Source organism: Streptomyces sp. NPDC042201 (assembly GCF_055582185.1).
Genome location: NZ_JBVJDS010000002.1, coordinates 663,883 through 679,183 on the forward strand (window position 1 = coordinate 663,883; position 15,301 = coordinate 679,183).

The 15,301-nt window shown below is 71.4% G+C and carries 17 protein-coding genes; 13 read left to right on the forward strand and 4 right to left on the reverse strand.

The window, feature by feature from the left end; all coding sequences use genetic code 11:
- The first annotated feature begins 8 nt into the window (after positions 1 to 8).
- The gene (locus ACZ6MZ_RS06880) at positions 9 to 1,181 is read left to right on the forward strand and encodes a D-alanine--D-alanine ligase family protein (protein WP_384335489.1); all 1,173 of its coding nucleotides are present in this window, start codon (positions 9 to 11) and stop codon (positions 1,179 to 1,181) included.
- Positions 1,182 to 1,223: 42 nt separating this feature from the next.
- Here ACZ6MZ_RS06880 and ACZ6MZ_RS06885 read toward each other — a convergent pair whose 3' ends face one another.
- On the reverse strand, positions 1,224 to 1,724 hold the full coding sequence (locus ACZ6MZ_RS06885; RefSeq protein ID WP_469350258.1) for a DUF3515 domain-containing protein: 501 nt from the start codon (positions 1,722 to 1,724) through the stop codon (positions 1,224 to 1,226).
- Positions 1,725 to 1,905: 181 nt separating this feature from the next.
- Positions 1,906 to 2,139: an Lrp/AsnC family transcriptional regulator gene (locus tag ACZ6MZ_RS06890; protein WP_384184566.1), complete on the reverse strand. Its 234-nt coding sequence runs from the start codon at positions 2,137 to 2,139 to the stop codon at positions 1,906 to 1,908.
- Between the two features lie 206 nt (positions 2,140 to 2,345).
- Between ACZ6MZ_RS06890 and ACZ6MZ_RS06895 the strand changes: the two genes are divergently transcribed.
- Both ACZ6MZ_RS06895 and thiD read left to right on the forward strand, forming a co-directional pair.
- Entirely contained in the window at positions 2,346 to 3,314 is a 969-nt protein-coding gene (locus ACZ6MZ_RS06895) for a thiamine-phosphate kinase (protein ID WP_384184569.1), read from the forward strand.
- Positions 3,315 to 3,324: 10 nt separating this feature from the next.
- On the forward strand, positions 3,325 to 4,125 hold the full coding sequence (thiD, locus tag ACZ6MZ_RS06900) for a bifunctional hydroxymethylpyrimidine kinase/phosphomethylpyrimidine kinase (RefSeq protein ID WP_469350260.1): 801 nt from the start codon (positions 3,325 to 3,327) through the stop codon (positions 4,123 to 4,125).
- 131 nt (positions 4,126 to 4,256) lie between these two features.
- Here the strand turns inward: thiD and rpmB are convergent, their stop codons facing one another.
- Complete coding sequence (gene rpmB, locus ACZ6MZ_RS06905; RefSeq protein WP_078877327.1) at positions 4,257 to 4,442, reverse strand: 50S ribosomal protein L28; 186 nt, start codon at positions 4,440 to 4,442, stop codon at positions 4,257 to 4,259.
- A 149-nt stretch (positions 4,443 to 4,591) separates the two neighbouring features.
- On the opposite strand from rpmB, the gene ACZ6MZ_RS06910 reads away from it, so the two are divergent.
- The 9 genes from ACZ6MZ_RS06910 to mutM all read left to right on the forward strand — a co-directional run bounded on the left by ACZ6MZ_RS06910 (position 4,592) and on the right by mutM (position 13,869).
- On the forward strand, positions 4,592 to 6,337 hold the full coding sequence (locus ACZ6MZ_RS06910; RefSeq protein ID WP_469350262.1) for a DAK2 domain-containing protein: 1,746 nt from the start codon (positions 4,592 to 4,594) through the stop codon (positions 6,335 to 6,337).
- Positions 6,338 to 6,420: 83 nt separating this feature from the next.
- A complete protein-coding gene (gene recG, locus ACZ6MZ_RS06915; RefSeq protein ID WP_469350264.1) occupies positions 6,421 to 8,607 on the forward strand; it encodes an ATP-dependent DNA helicase RecG in 2,187 nt (728 codons plus the stop codon).
- A 93-nt stretch (positions 8,608 to 8,700) separates the two neighbouring features.
- Complete coding sequence (gene rsmD / locus ACZ6MZ_RS06920; RefSeq protein ID WP_384184580.1) at positions 8,701 to 9,285, forward strand: 16S rRNA (guanine(966)-N(2))-methyltransferase RsmD; 585 nt, start codon at positions 8,701 to 8,703, stop codon at positions 9,283 to 9,285.
- 26 nt (positions 9,286 to 9,311) lie between these two features.
- Positions 9,312 to 9,791 (forward strand): pantetheine-phosphate adenylyltransferase, encoded by a 480-nt coding sequence (coaD, locus tag ACZ6MZ_RS06925; protein WP_384184797.1) that lies wholly within the window; start codon positions 9,312 to 9,314, stop codon positions 9,789 to 9,791.
- A 98-nt stretch (positions 9,792 to 9,889) separates the two neighbouring features.
- Complete coding sequence (locus ACZ6MZ_RS06930) at positions 9,890 to 11,074, forward strand: cell division initiation protein (RefSeq protein ID WP_469350266.1); 1,185 nt, start codon at positions 9,890 to 9,892, stop codon at positions 11,072 to 11,074.
- Positions 11,075 to 11,231: 157 nt separating this feature from the next.
- Positions 11,232 to 11,867, forward strand: a complete 636-nt coding sequence (locus tag ACZ6MZ_RS06935) for a YceD family protein (RefSeq protein WP_384184799.1) — start codon at positions 11,232 to 11,234, stop codon at positions 11,865 to 11,867.
- A 2-nt stretch (positions 11,868 to 11,869) separates the two neighbouring features.
- Positions 11,870 to 12,043 (forward strand): 50S ribosomal protein L32, encoded by a 174-nt coding sequence (gene rpmF, locus ACZ6MZ_RS06940; protein WP_030753522.1) that lies wholly within the window; start codon positions 11,870 to 11,872, stop codon positions 12,041 to 12,043.
- Positions 12,044 to 12,062: 19 nt separating this feature from the next.
- Positions 12,063 to 12,908 (forward strand): ribonuclease III, encoded by an 846-nt coding sequence (gene rnc / locus ACZ6MZ_RS06945; protein ID WP_384184586.1) that lies wholly within the window; start codon positions 12,063 to 12,065, stop codon positions 12,906 to 12,908.
- Between the two features lie 94 nt (positions 12,909 to 13,002).
- Positions 13,003 to 13,869: a bifunctional DNA-formamidopyrimidine glycosylase/DNA-(apurinic or apyrimidinic site) lyase gene (gene mutM / locus ACZ6MZ_RS06950; protein ID WP_469350269.1), complete on the forward strand. Its 867-nt coding sequence runs from the start codon at positions 13,003 to 13,005 to the stop codon at positions 13,867 to 13,869.
- Between the two features lie 40 nt (positions 13,870 to 13,909).
- Here mutM and ACZ6MZ_RS06955 read toward each other — a convergent pair whose 3' ends face one another.
- Positions 13,910 to 14,791 carry a CAP domain-containing protein gene (locus ACZ6MZ_RS06955; RefSeq protein ID WP_384184802.1) on the reverse strand — a complete coding sequence of 294 codons (882 nt, stop codon included), beginning with the start codon at positions 14,789 to 14,791 and terminating at the stop codon, positions 13,910 to 13,912.
- Positions 14,792 to 14,922: 131 nt separating this feature from the next.
- Between ACZ6MZ_RS06955 and ACZ6MZ_RS06960 the strand changes: the two genes are divergently transcribed.
- The gene (locus ACZ6MZ_RS06960) at positions 14,923 to 15,204 is read left to right on the forward strand and encodes an acylphosphatase (RefSeq protein ID WP_384184592.1); all 282 of its coding nucleotides are present in this window, start codon (positions 14,923 to 14,925) and stop codon (positions 15,202 to 15,204) included.
- Positions 15,205 to 15,301 lie beyond the last annotated feature (97 nt).

The following is a 15,301-nucleotide window of genomic DNA, read 5'->3' on the forward strand; positions in this document are numbered from 1 at the left end:
ATCGCGATATGAGCAGCGAGAACCCCTCCCAGAGCCCTGAGCAGCAGCTCCGCAAGCCGCGCGTGGCCGTCGTCTTCGGCGGCCGTAGCTCCGAGCACGCCATTTCGGTGGTCACGGCCGGCGCTGTCCTGCGGTCCATCGACCGTACGAAGTACGACGTCCTGCCCATCGGCATCACCACGGACGGCCGCTGGGCGCTGACCGCGGACGACCCGGAGCGGATGGCCATCGCCGACCGCACCCTGCCGAGCGTCGAGCAGATCGCCGAGTCCACCGACGGCGGCGTCGTCCTCTCCGTCGACCCGGGCAACCGCGAGGTCGTCTACAGCGAGCCCGGCTCCGTGCCCAAGGCGCTGGGCGAGGTCGATGTCGTCTTCCCCGTGCTGCACGGTCCCTACGGTGAGGACGGCACCCTGCAGGGCCTGCTGGAACTCTCCGGTGTCCCGTACGTCGGCGCCGGGGTCCTCGCCTCGGCCGTCGGCCAGGACAAGGAGTACATGAAGCGGGTGTTCATCTCGTTCGGGCTGCCCGTCGGCCCGTATGTGGTGATCCGGCCCCGCGAATGGGAGCAGGGCCCCGAGGGCGCCAAGGGCGCGGCCGCCCGCAAGAAGATCGTGGACTTCGCCGCCGAGCACGGCTGGCCGCTCTTCGTGAAGCCCGCCCGTGGCGGCTCCTCCATGGGCATCACCAAGGTCGACGATCTCTCGGGAATCGACGAGGCTATCGCCGAGGCGCGGCGCCACGACCCCAAGATCCTGGTGGAGTCGCTGCTGCGCGGCCGCGAGATCGAATGCGGTGTGCTGGAGTTCGAGGACGGGCCGCGGGCCAGCGTGCCCGCCGAGATCCCGCCCGTCACGGCCCACGACTTCTACGACTTCGAGGCCAAGTACATCGACTCGGCCACCGGTCTGGTGCCCGCGCCGCTCACCGAGGAGCAGACCGCCGAGGTACGCCGGCTCGCCGTCGAGGCGTTCGAGGCCGCGTCCTGCGAGGGCCTGGTCCGCGCGGACTTCTTCCTCACCGAGGACGGCGAGTTCGTCATCAACGAGATCAACACGATGCCGGGCTTCACCCCGATCTCCATGTATCCGCGGATGTGGCAGGAGACCGGCGTCAGCTACCCGGAACTGGTCGACCTGCTGATCCAGGCGGCGCTGCGCCGCCCGACCGGTCTGCGCTGACCCCCGGCCACGGGCCGGCCGCACCGGCCGGCCCGTCCCGCGCTACAGGCTCGACGGAATCGTCTTCTTGACCGGCGCTGCCAGCTGCGCGAGCGGAGTGGAGTCATGGGCGAACCGCGTGCCCAGGGTGACCTCCACATAGGTCGCGCGGTACGTGGTGGTGAAGCGGGGACCGGAGTCTCGTTCCTCCAGCATCCAGTTGACGCCGTCGGCCTCCACCGCGTCCGCCTGGGCGTCGCCCATCCTCTCGGGCCGCGGAACGCCGCAGCGCAGTACGATCGCGGCGTCACCCCACCCGGCGGTGAGTTCGGAACGCGGCTCGGGATCTTCCCGGTCGAGGTACGCGACGGTCTTCGGCAGTTCCTTGTGCAGCGCGCGGCAGAGCGCCGCTTCCCGCTCGGGGGGACGGGGAACCGCGACCGATGCCGACGCGTCCGTCGAGGAACAGCCGGCCACCGCTGCCAGCAGAATCACGGCGGGCAGGCAGACGAGCGGGCGGCCGGATAGCCTGCGCCGGGAGGGCGGGCGGCGGGACAGGGTCATCGGCCAAGCGTAGACGGGGGCTTGAACCGGCCCGCACGTGGAGGTCCGGAGAGGGGCTGGGGCGGCGGTGCGCGCGGCGCGACGCGGAGGATCGGGGCATGCCGGAGCCATGGTGAGTGACGACAGAGCGGCAAGGTGCGAGCACCGGTCCGGCGACGCCACCCCCCATGCGCCGGCCGATCTACAAGTGCACGATGGGGCAGGTCAGGGTGCGGGTGATGCCGTCCACCTGCTGGACTTTGGCGACCACCATGCGACCCAGCTCATCGACCGTGTCCGCCTGTGCGCGCACGATTACATCGTAAGGACCGGTGACGTCCTCGGCCTGGATCACTCCCGGAATCTTGGCGATGGTCTCGGCGACGGTTGTCGCCTTGCCCACCTCGGTCTGAATAAGGATGTACGCCTGTACCACGGAACCTCCAGGGCGGCCACGAGGATCATGTGGGGAGAAGAGACGCCACGGTATCGCGTCGTCGCGGGCCGCGGGGAGACCCGGGCACCCGGTGGCGCCCGCAGTGGGGCTTACGGAAGACAGAAGTTGACGTATCTCTTGACGGTAGTGACAGCAGTGACGGCCCGCGACCGCAGGCGCGGCCCGGCGATGAGAGGGGAGTCTCGGTGAAGGGAACCGTGGGCGAGTTGGGGGAGTTCGGGCTCATCAGGGAGCTCACTTCCCGGCTCACCACCACCCCGGCGGTCCGGCTCGGGCCGGGCGACGACGCCGCGGTCGTGGCCGCGCCGGACCGCAGGGTCGTGGCGAGTACGGACCTCCTGCTGGAGGGGCGGCACTTCCGCCGTGACTGGTCGACGGCGTACGACGTGGGCCGCAAGGCGGCCGCGCAGAACCTCGCCGACATCGCGGCGATGGGCGCGGTCCCCACCGCGCTGCTGCTCGGCCTGGTCGTCCCGGCCGAACTCCCGGTCACCTGGCCCACCGAGCTGATGGACGGCATCCGCGACGAGTGCCAGGTCGCGGGCGCGGCCGTGGTCGGCGGCGATGTCGTGCGCGGTGACACCATCACGATCGCCATCACGGCGCTCGGTGATCTGCGCAACCACGAGCCGGTGACCCGGTCCGGTGCCCAGCCGGGCGATGTCATCGCCTACACCGGCTGGTTGGGCTGGTCGGCCGCCGGGCACGCGGTGCTCTCGCGCGGCTTCCGCTCACCCCGCGCCTTTGTGGAGGCGCACCGCAGGCCGGAACCGCCCTACCACGCGGGCCCCGCCGCGGCCGGGCTCGGCGCCACCGCCATGACCGACGTCAGCGACGGACTCGTGGCCGACCTCGGGCACATCGCGGAGGCCAGCAAGGTCCGTATCGATCTGCGGTCCGGACTGATCGACATCCCCTCGCAGATGAACGACATCGGCCAGGCGGTCGGCATCGATCCGCTCCAGTGGGTGCTGACCGGGGGAGAGGACCACGCGATCGTCGCCACGTTCCCGGCGGACGTGAAGCTGCCGGCCCGCTGGAAGGTGATCGGCGAGGTCCTCAACCCGTCCGCGCTGCCGCAGGTGACGGTCGACGGGGCGCCCTGGACCAGCAAGGGCGGCTGGGACCACTTCGGGGACATCGAGGACGAGTAGATTCGGGTCCATGCCGACAGCCGTACGGGTGCCTGCCCGCGTCCTGACCGTCGCCGGATCGGACTCCGGTGGCGGGGCGGGCGTCCAGGCCGATCTGAAGACCATGCTGGCGTTCGGTGTGCACGGCATGAGCGTGCTCACCGCCGTCACGGCACAGAACTCCCTGGGCGTGCGGGGAGTCTGGGAACTGCCCGTGGCCGCGGTGCGGGCGCAGTACCGCAGTGTCGTCGACGACATCGGCGTCCAGGCCGTGAAGACCGGCATGCTCTCCTCCGCCGAACTGGTCTGCGCCGTCGCGGAGCTGCTCGCCGGGACCGACGCCCCCGTGGTCGTCGACCCGGTCGGTGTCTCCAAGCACGGCGATCCGCTGCTGGCCGCCGCCGCGCTGGACGGCGTACGGACGCGGCTGCTGCCGGCCGCGACCGTCGCCACCCCGAATCTGGACGAGGTGGCCCAGCTCACCGGTGTACGGGTGGAGGACGAGGCGGGCATGCGGCGCGCGGCCGGTGCCGTGCTCGAATTCGGGCCCCGCTGGGCGCTCATCAAGGGCGGGCATCTGCCGGGGGACGCGGTGGATCTGCTGACGGACGGCGCCGAGGAATACTGGCTGCGGGCCCCCCGCCACACCAACCGGCACACGCACGGGACGGGCTGCACCCTCGCGTCGGCCGTCGCCGCCGGTCTGGGAAACGGACAGGACGTGGTGGCGGCCGTGGTGGCCGCCAAGGAATATGTGACGGGCGCCATCGCCAACGGCTTCCCCCTGGGCGGCGGTATCGGCCCGGTGGACCACGCGTGGCGCTTCCGCTGACCTCTCATGACCGGTCACGGAACGGACGCGGGCACGGACCCGGGACGGACGCGGGCACGGCAAAAAGCCGGCCCACCGAGGTGGACCGGCTTTTCAAGGCAACCGCAGGGGCTGCGCTTACGACGCAGGCGTCAGCGCGAGACCTTGCCGGCCTTGATGCACGAGGTGCATACGTTGAGCCGCTTCGGCGTCCGACCGACCACGGCACGCACACGCTGGATGTTCGGGTTCCAGCGACGAGACGTACGGCGGTGCGAGTGCGAGATGCTGTTGCCGAAGCCCGGCCCCTTGCCACAGACGTCGCAGTTGGCAGCCACGGGTCACTCCAAAGACTTCAGATGCACGTACAGAGATATCCGGCGTGCCGGAATCAATGACTGATGCGGCGTTGCCGGGGGGAATGGCCCGACTTTCATCGGGCAACCGGAGCAGCATACAACCCCTGCTTCGGTACAACGAAACTACCATGGCGATTCCCGTCCCCGTCCCGCGCGGCTGTCCGCCCGCCCCCTCCGGGCCCGGGGGCTACCCTGCGTGCAGCCCGCTTCCGGGCCGCTCAAAGGAGGACCATCAGGTGCCGCAGACCCTCGACGCCGCAGCGGTGCGGAGCTGGTGCTCGCTGGCGCTGGAGGCCCTCGGCCGGGAGCGCGAGGAGATCGACGCGATCAACGTCTATCCGGTCGCGGACGGCGACACCGGCACCAATCTCTATCTGACCGTGGAGTCCGCGGTGCAGGCGGTCGAGGCGGTCTTCGCCGCGCACGAGACCGGTGCCTCCGTGCCCGCCCCCGCCGATGCCGTACGGGCCATGGCGCACGGCGCGCTGATCGGGGCCCGGGGGAACTCGGGGACGATCCTGGCGCAGCTGCTGCGCGGGATGGCCGAGGTGCTCGCGGCGCGGGCGCCCGGCGACGCGGACGCTCTCGCCCCGGCGCTGCGGCGGGCCGCCGAACTGGCCCGCGAGGCCGTCGCACATCCTGTCGAAGGAACGATCCTCACCGTGGCGGCCGCGGCGGCGGACGCGGCCCTCGCGGCGGAGCGTACGGCGGCCGGCGGAGCGGCCGTCGCACGCGCGGCGTACGCGGGCGCACGCGCCGCACTCGACGCCACCCCGGGCCAGCTGGCCGTGCTCCGGCGTGCGGGCGTCGTCGACGCGGGCGGGCGCGGGCTGCTCGCGGTCCTCGGAGCGCTGGTGCAGTCCCTCACGGGCGAGACGCCGGCCGCCTTCCCGACGGGCCACCGCCGGTACGAGGAGCCGTCGGCCGGGTCGCGCGCGACCGAGGGCGGTCCCGCGTTCGAGGTGATCTATCTGCTGGAGGCGGACGACAGCGCCGTGGCACGGCTGCGGGACCGGCTCGACGGTCTCGGCGACTCGCTGGTCGTCGTCGGCGGCGACGGGCTGTGGAACGTACACGTCCATGTGGACGACGCGGGAGCCGCCGTGGAGGCCGGTGTCGAGGCGGGGCGTCCGTACCGCATCCGGATCACCCACTTCGATGCCCCGGCCGCCGCCGCCGGTGCCTCCGCCGACGAGCGGCCACGGGAGCAGGTCCAGCGGGCCGTCGTCGCGGTGGTCCCCGGCGAAGGGCTCGCGGGACTGTGCGCCGAGGCCGGCGCGACGACCGTCCTCGCGCGCCCCGGGGAGCCGCCCGCCAGCGGCGAGCTGGTCGAGGCGATCCGGCGCGCGCACGCCCGCGAGGTGGTGCTCCTGCCGAACGACGCGACGCTGCGGCACACCGCGGCCGCCGCCGCCGAACAGGCGCGCAGCGAAGGGGTACGGGTCGCCCTCATCCCGACCCGGGCCGCCGTCCAGGGCATCGCCGCGCTCGCCGTGCACCAGCCGGACCGGCGCTTCGACGAGGACGTGGTGGCGATGACCTCCGCGGCCGGGGCCACCCGCTACGCCGAACTGGCCGTCGCCGAGCGGCAGTCCTGGACCATGGCGGGCATCTGCCAGGCCGGTGATGTGCTGGGGCTGATCGACGGGGATGTCGCGGTGATCGGCGCCGACCTCGCCGCCACCGCCGAGGCCGTGCTCGCCCGGATGCTGGCGGCCGGCGGCGAACTGGTGACGCTGGTGATCGGCGAGGATGTGCCGGACACCCTCGCCGAACGCCTGGAGATCTACGTACGGGACGGGCATCTGGCGGTCGACACCATGGTCTACCGGGGCGGCCGGCAGTCCGTGCCACTGCTCATCGGCGTCGAGTAGACGGCGCCGAGCCCCGTCCGCGGCACGGCTGCGACCTGCGAAGATCCGGGGGTGCGCGACGGGTGTCAGTGGTGTGGTGTGCAATGGATCGCGTGTCCGCGCTGGATGAACCTCTCAAGAAGACGCTCGGCCCCGCCACCGCGAAGGTGATGGCCGAACACCTCGACCTGCACACGGTCGGCGATCTGCTGCACCACTACCCGCGGCGGTACGAGGAGCGCGGCCAGCTGACCAAGCTGGCCGAACTGCCGCTGGACGAGGACGTGACCGTGGTCGCCCAGGTCGCCGACTCCCGGGTGCTGACGTTCAACCACGGCCGGGGCCAGCGCCTGGAGATCACCCTCACCGACGGCAGCGGCCGGCTCCAGCTGGTCTTCTTCGGCAGAGGAATCCACAAGCCGCACAAGGAACTGCCGCCGGGCAGCCGCGGGATGTTCGCCGGCAAGGTCTCCGTCTTCAACCGCAAGCTCCAGCTCGCGCACCCCACGTATGTGCCGCTGGGCACGGACAGCGGCGAGGACGCCGTGGACGCCTTCGCGGGCAAGCTGATCCCCATCTACCCCGCCTGCAAGGGGCTGGAGTCCTGGAAGATCACCAAGGCCGTCGACGCGGTCCTGCCCAGGGCCGCGGAAGCCGTCGACCCGCTGCCGCCCGCGCTGCGTGCGGGGCGCGGCTTCGGTTCGCTGCCCGAAGCGCTGCTCAAGGTCCACCGGCCCGAGACCAGGGCGGACATCGAGGACGCCCGGCAGCGCCTCAAGTGGGACGAGGCGTTCGTCCTCCAGGTCGCGCTCGCCCGGCGGCGGCACGCCGACGCCCAGCTTCCCGCCGTGCCACGCCGGCCGGTGGCGGGCGGGCTGCTCGACGCCTTCGACGCCAAGCTGCCGTTCACCCTCACCGACGGCCAGCAGAAGGTCACCGCCGAGATCTTCGCGGACCTCGCCACCGAACACCCCATGCACCGGCTGCTCCAGGGCGAGGTCGGCTCGGGCAAGACGCTCGTCGCGCTGCGGGCCATGCTGGCGGTCGTCGACGCGGGCGGCCAGGCCGCCATGCTGGCGCCCACCGAGGTCCTCGCCCAGCAGCACCACCGCTCGGTCACGGAGATGATGGGGGAGCTGGCCCAGGGCGGGATGCTCGGCGGCGCCGAGCACGCCACCAAGGTCGTCCTGCTCACCGGCTCCATGGGCGCGGCCGCGCGGCGGCGGGCGCTGCTCGATCTGGTCACCGGCGAGGCCGGGATCGTGATCGGCACCCATGCCCTGATCGAGGACAAGGTGCAGTTCCACGACCTCGGCCTGGTCGTCGTGGACGAGCAGCACCGCTTCGGGGTGGAGCAGCGCGACGCCCTGCGCTCCAAGGGCAAGCAGCCCCCGCATCTGCTGGTCATGACGGCCACGCCCATTCCCCGCACGGTCGCGATGACCGTCTTCGGCGACCTGGAGACCTCCGTCCTGGACCAGCTCCCCGCCGGGCGCTCGCCGATCGCCAGCCATGTGGTGCCGGCCCAGGACAAGCCCCACTTCCTCGCCCGCGCCTGGGAGCGGGTGCGCGAGGAGGTCGAGAAGGGCCATCAGGCGTATGTCGTCTGCCCGCGCATCGGGGACGACGAGGACGAGAAGGCGAAGAAGAAGCCGGCCGCGGAGGACGCCGAGAAGCGGCCGCCGCTCGCCGTCGTGGAGGTCGCCGAGCAGCTCACCGGGGGGCCGCTCCAGGGGCTGCGTATCGAGGTCCTGCACGGACGCATGCAGCCCGACGACAAGGACGCCGTGATGCGCCGCTTCGGCGCGGGCGAGGTGGATGTGCTCGTCGCGACCACGGTCATCGAAGTCGGGGTGAACGTGCCCAACGCCACCGCGATGGTGATCATGGACGCGGACCGGTTCGGCGTCTCCCAGCTGCACCAGCTGCGCGGCCGGGTCGGCCGCGGCTCCGCCCCCGGCCTCTGTCTGCTGGTCACCGACGCGCCGGAGGCGAGCCCCGCCAGGGCCAGGCTCGGCGCGGTCGCCGCCACCCTCGACGGCTTCGAGCTGTCCCGTATCGACCTCGAACAGCGCCGCGAGGGCGATGTCCTCGGCCAGGCCCAGTCCGGGGTGCGCTCCTCGCTGCGGATGCTCGCGGTCATCGAGGACGAGGAGGTCATCGCCGCCGCCCGCGAGGAGGCCGTCGCGGTCGTCGGCGAGGATCCCGGGCTCGCGGGCTACCCGGAGCTGCGGACGGCCCTGGACGCGCTGCTGGACACGGAACGCGAGCAGTACCTCGACAAGGGCTGACGCGCCCGAGGCCGCGGGGGCCCGGCCGGGGCGTACGCCATATCGTGGGTGGAGCACCCGACCCCCCGCCCACGAACCGAGGACCCGACACCCATGACCCGCGTGATCGCCGGCGCGGCCGGCGGACGCCGCCTCGCCGTCCCGCCCGGCAACGGCACCCGCCCCACCTCCGACCGCGCGCGCGAGGGCCTGTTCTCCAGCTGGGAGTCGATCCTCGGCACCCTGGACGGCATCCGGATCGCCGATCTGTACGCCGGCTCGGGCGCCGTCGGCCTGGAAGCGCTCTCCCGCGGCGCCGCGCACGCCCTGCTCGTCGAGGCCGACGCCCGCGCCGCCCGGATCGTCCGCGAGAACGTCCGGACGCTCGGTCTGCCCGGCGCCGAGGTCCGTACCGGCAAGGCGGAGCAGATCGTCACGGGTCAGGCCCCCGACACCCCGTACGACCTGGTGTTTCTCGACCCGCCGTACGCCGTAACCGATGACGATCTTCGGGAGATCCTGCTCACACTCCGCTCGCAGGGCTGGCTCAGCGGCGATGCCGTCGCCACCGTGGAACGCAGCACCAGGGGCGGCGAGTTCGGCTGGCCGGACGGCTTCGAACCACTGCGGTCCCGTCGCTACGGCGAGGGGACGCTTTGGTACGGTCGCGCCGCCTCTACGTGCGAAGACGCACCATGACCGGACCGGAGAGCGAGGGAATTCAGTTGCGCCGCGCCGTCTGTCCGGGGTCCTTCGACCCCATCACCAATGGACATCTCGACATCATCGCCCGCGCCTCCAAGCTGTACGACGTCGTACATGTCGCGGTGATGATCAATCAGTCCAAAAAGGGACTGTTCACGATCGAGGAGCGGATCGCGCTGATCCGCGAGGTCACCGCCGAATTCGGCAATGTCGAGGTCGAGTCCTTCCACGGCCTGCTCGTCGACTTCTGCAAGGAGCGCGACATCCCGGCCATCGTGAAGGGCCTGCGCGCCGTCAGCGACTTCGACTACGAGCTGCAGATGGCCCAGATGAACAACGGGCTCTCGGGCGTCGAGACCCTGTTCGTTCCCACCAACCCCACCTACAGCTTCCTCTCCTCCTCCCTGGTCAAAGAGGTCGCCACCTGGGGCGGAGACGTCTCCCACCTGCTGCCCCCGGCCGTCCACACGGCGCTCGTGGAGCGGCTCGGCGAGCGCTGAGGAACTGACTGCCCGTCATCCGGTGTCGGACGGGTTCGAACTGGCCGTACAGTCGTTGCGTCCGTCTCCAAACCAGCTGAGAGAGTGGCGAGCACACGGTGGACGTGCAGAAGAAGCTCGACGAGATCGTCGACACGGTGGGCAGCGCCCGCTCCATGCCCATGTCGGCGTCCTGCGTGGTGAACCGCGCCGAGCTGCTCGCGATGCTCGAAGAGGTACGGGAAGCGCTCCCGGGCTCGCTGGCGCAGGCCCAGGAGCTGATCGGCGGCCATCAGCAGCTGGCCGAGCAGGCCCGCCAGGAGGCGGAGCGCATCGTCCAGGCGGCGCACGCCCAGCGCTCCACGCTGACCTCCGACACCGCCATCGCCCGCCGGTCCCAGGAGGAGGCGGACCGCATCCTCGCCGAGGCCCGCAGGGACGCCGAGGAGATCCGCGCCGAGGCGGACGACTACGTCGACTCCAAGCTGGCCAACTTCGAGGTCGTCCTCACCAAGACCATCGGCTCCGTCGACCGGGGCCGCGAGAAGCTGCTCGGCCGCGGCCCGGGCCAGGACGAACAGGGATACGGCGCCGCCGAGGACGACGACGCCCCCGAGTACAGCGCCGACCCCGACACCCTGATCCGGCGGGCCGACGACTACGTCGACGCCAAGCTCGGTGCCTTCGAGGCGGTCCTCTCCAAGACGCTCGACGCGGTGGGCCGCGGCCGGCAGAAACTGCACGGCCGCACCACCTCGGACGAGCTGGGGGCGCACATGGCGGCCCAGGACGCGGCGGGCCCGCAGGGGCGCGGCAGCGACGCGGACTATCTGGCGGGCCTCGCCGAGACCCCGCGCGACGCCGCCCAGGTCCCCGTACCGGCGCAGCAGCAGCCCCAGGCGCCTCAGCCCCCGGCCACGGCGGCTCCGGCCCAGCAGCCGTACGCCGACCCCGCCTACCCGCAGAACCCGCAGCCCGCCACCGGCTACCCGGAGGCCGGGTACGCGGGTAGCGGATACCCGGATCCCGCGTACGCCGAGGCCGGCTACGCCGGATACCAGCAGCAGGACGCGTACGGCTATCAGCAGCAGGACCCGTACGCGTACCAGCAGCAGGGCTACGGGCAGGACCAGAACCAGGGCTACGCCGCGACCTACGACTGGCAGCAGCAGCCCGGGGCCCAGCCCCAGCAGCAGGCGCTGCCCCCGGCCCCCGACCCGCAGAGCGCCCTCGACGAGACCAGCCTCTTCGACACCAGCATGATCGACCTCGATCAGCTGCGCCGGTACGAGCAGGGGCGCTGACCGACACAGGCAGGCCGCCGGGGAGGACCGGATTGGGTCTATGGCGGCCGGTCCAGTACCCTGGCTCTTCGGTCGCGTGTATGTCCGCGGCCCCGGCTGCCCGCTTCGCTTCCGCGACGGTGGCGGCCCCCCTCACGATCGGAAAGCGGGAACAGCTCTGAACGCGCGCCTCGACCATCGCAACCCCCTCGTGTTCGACACGCACGAGCTGGGGCGGCGTCCCGGTGCGCTCCGGAAGCTGACCCGCTCGGCGCCCGCCCCCAAGGATTTCGGGATCGCGGACGTCATCGGAACGCCCGAGGGCGCGCCCGTGGAGCTGAACCTCCGCCTCGAATCGGTCATGGACGGAGTGCTCGTCACCGGCACCGCCCGTGCGTCGGTCGAGGGGGAGTGCGTAAGGTGTCTGGAGCCGCTGAGCCAGGAGCTGTCGGCGGATTTCCAGGAGATGTTCTCGTACCACGACGCCGATGACCGGGGCCGCCCTCGCGCGGAGCCGGCCGACGACGCCGAGGACGAGGACACGCTCTACATCGAGGACGGCCTGTTCGACCTCGAGCCCGTGCTGCGTGATGCGGTGGTGCTCGCACTGCCGATGCAGCCGGTGTGCCGGGAGACCTGTGCCGGCCTGTGTTCCGAATGCGGGATCAGGCTGGACGAGAACCCGGACCACCACCACGACGCCGTCGACATCCGTTGGGCGGCACTGCAGGGACTCGCCGAGACCGTCAAGGACGGCGAGAAGGACAACATGGGCGGCGCCGAAGCGGGCGTCGACGAGAAGCAGGAGAAGTAGCCGTGGCTGTTCCGAAGCGGAAGATGTCGCGCAGCAACACGCGCCACCGCCGGTCGCAGTGGAAGGCTGCGGTCCCCACCCTGGTTGCGTGCGAGCGCTGCCAGGAGCCGAAGCTCCAGCACATCGCGTGCCCGAGCTGCGGCACCTATAACAAGCGCCAGGTCCTCGAGGTCTGAGCGGCTGGTGAGAGGCTCGATGTCTGAACTGTCCCATGCCAAGAAGCAGACAGACAATGTCAGTACAGCCTCGTCCCACACGCTTCTGGAAGGGCGGCTCGGGTATCAGCTCGAGTCCGCCCTTCTGGTGCGTGCGCTGACCCATCGTTCGTACGCGTACGAGAACGGCGGCCTGCCCACCAACGAGCGCCTCGAATTCCTCGGGGATTCCGTGCTCGGCCTGGTGGTCACGGACACGCTGTACCGCACCCACCCCGACCTGCCTGAAGGCCAGCTGGCCAAATTGCGGGCCGCGGTGGTCAACTCGCGTGCGCTTGCGGAAGTGGGCCGCGGCCTCGAACTCGGCTCCTTCATCCGGCTCGGCCGGGGCGAAGAGGGCACGGGCGGCCGGGACAAGGCGTCCATTCTCGCCGACACCCTTGAAGCGGTGATCGGCGCTGTCTATATCGACCAGGGCCTCGACGCGGCGTCCGAGCTGGTGCACCGGCTCTTCGACCCGTTGATCGAGAAGTCCTCCAACCTCGGCGCCGGCCTGGACTGGAAGACCAGTCTCCAGGAACTCACCGCGGCGGAGACGCTCGGAGTACCCGAGTATCTCGTCACGGAGACCGGCCCCGACCACGAGAAAACCTTCACTGCTGCCGCCCGCGTCGGTGGTGTCTCGTACGGCACCGGCACCGGCCGCAGCAAGAAGGAAGCGGAGCAGCAGGCGGCGGAGTCCGCGTGGCGGGCCATCCGGGCCGCCGCGGACGAGCGGGAAGCGGCGGAGAAGTCCGCCGTCGAAACCGAAGCGGTCACCGAAGAGGTCACCGACACCCCTTCGGCCCCGTCGGATCCGGCACCCGCGGACGCGGCCAACGCCTGACCGTCCGTGCTCTCCTTCCTGGTGCGCCCCTCGCGTCGTCGTCCGGCGTGAGGGGCGTCTCCCGTTCCCCGCAGTGCTGTCCTGAGGAGTCCCCGTGCCGGAGCTGCCCGAGGTCGAAGTCGTCCGGCGTGGACTCGAACGCTGGGTCAGCGGCCGGACGGTCGCCGAGACCGAGGTGCTGCATCCGCGCGCGGTACGGCGCCATGTCGCCGGCGGCGCGGACTTCGCGGCCCAGCTCACGGGCCACACCATCGGCGCGGCCCGCCGGCGCGGCAAGTACCTCTGGCTGCCCCTCGCCGATACCGACTCCTCGATCCTCGGCCATCTCGGGATGAGCGGCCAGCTCCTGGTCCAGCCCGGGACCGCGCCCGACGAGAAGCATCTGCGGATCCGTATCCGCTTCGCGGACGACCTGGGCACCGAGCTGCGCTTCGTCGACCAGCGCACGTTCGGCGGGCTCTCACTCCACGGAAACACCCCGGACGGGCTGCCGGACGTCATCGCGCACATCGCCCGCGACCCGCTGGACCCGGAATTCGACGAGGCCGCCTTCCACACCGCGCTGCGGCTGCGACGTACCACCGTCAAACGCGCGCTGCTCGACCAGTCCCTGATCAGCGGCGTCGGCAACATATACGCGGACGAGGCGCTCTGGCGCAGCAAGCTCCACTACGAGCGTCCCACCGCGACCCTCACCCGGCCGCGCTCCGTCGAGCTGCTCGGTCATGTACGGGACGTGATGACCGCCGCCCTCGAGGTCGGCGGCACCAGCTTCGACAGCCTGTACGTCAATGTGAACGGCGAGTCGGGATACTTCGACCGGTCGCTGGACGCGTACGGACGCGAGGACCAGCCGTGCCGCCGCTGCGGAACCCCCATGCGCAGGCGGCCCTGGATGAACCGCTCCAGCTACTTCTGCCCCCGCTGCCAGCGCCCCTCGCGACTGCCGCACGTCTCGTAACGCTCCCGCTCCGGGCGGGTGCGCGAGGTCCCGAGCGCCCTCAGAAGCCGAAGTCCTGCGTCCACCAGGGGCCGCCGGAGCCGGTGTGGACACCGACGCCGAGCCGGGTGTAGTCGCAGTTCAGTATGTTCGCGCGGTGGCCCTCGCTGTTCATCCAGGAGTCCATCACCGCCTGCGCGGTGGCCTGCCCGCGGGCTATGTTCTCGCCACCCAGGCCCGTGACGCCCGCCGCGTCGGCGCGGTCCCAGGGCGTCTTTCCGTCGGGGTCGGTGTGGTCGAAGAAGCCGCGCGCCGCCATGTCGTCGCTGAAGTCCTGCGCGAGCCCGCCCAGACCGGCGTCGGCCTGCAGGGGGGCGCAGCCCACCTTCGCCCGCTCCTCGTTGACCAGCGTGAGCACCGCCGCCTCGGCGGAGCTCGGCGCGGAGGGCGTCTCGACGGCGCGCGTGGTGGTCTGCGAGGGCGCCGGAGCCTCGCTGGACCGGGTCTCGCTCCGCTGCGGCTTCGGCGCCGTCGCGGAGGTCTTCGACGGCTTCGAGGGAGTGGCGGACGCCTTCGTCGGAGTGGCTGAGGCCGACTTCTCCGGTGCCGTGGTCCGCTCGGCGCTGCGGCTCGGGGACGACGAGGTCTCCCTCGTCGGCTCGGCGGACGAGCCGCCCTGCTGCTGCAGCTCCGGTGCGCCCTCGGTGCGTACCTGGCCGCCGGGGCCGCCGCCTACCGTGTACTGGTTGCCGCCGCCGGGCAGCAGACCCGAGGCTACGGCGACAGCGCCCACCGCCATGGCCGCGGAGACCCCGAGCAGTCCGGTACGTACGGGGGCGACGACCCGTCTCTTGCGGCGCGCACCACCCCGGTGCCGGCCTGCCGTACCGTCCGCGTGATCGTCAGCGGCCGGTACCTCGGCGGATCGTCGATGGCGTCCCATCTCGGTGCCTTCCTCATGCTCGACGACAGCGTGTTTCACTCGAAAGAGTGAAGGTCATTGCGACCGGACTGTACGGCATGAGGGGTGGGGCCGCCCGGGCCTGTAAGCAATTGGCCGGTTAGCTTGCGTGCATGAAAGAAGATGTACGACTCACGGCGTGGGTGCGCGGCCGAGTGCAGGGAGTGGGCTTCCGCTGGTTCACCAGGGAAAACGTTCTGGAGATCGGCGGCCTCACCGGATTCGCCCTCAATCTGGACGACGGCAGGGTGCAGATCGTCGCCGAGGGGCCGGGTGAGAATTGCCACCGCCTGCTGGAATGGCTGCGCTCCGACGACACACCCGGGCGCGTAGACGGAGTCACTGAGATCTGGGACACCCCGCGCGGTGGATACGAGAGCTTCGCGATCCGCTGACTCGTCCGCCGTTCGAGGAGACGCCGAGGGCCGCCGGAATGCCGCGGGCACATGCGCATGCCAGCGGTGACCTGGTGGTTGCCAAGAACGGCGAGTC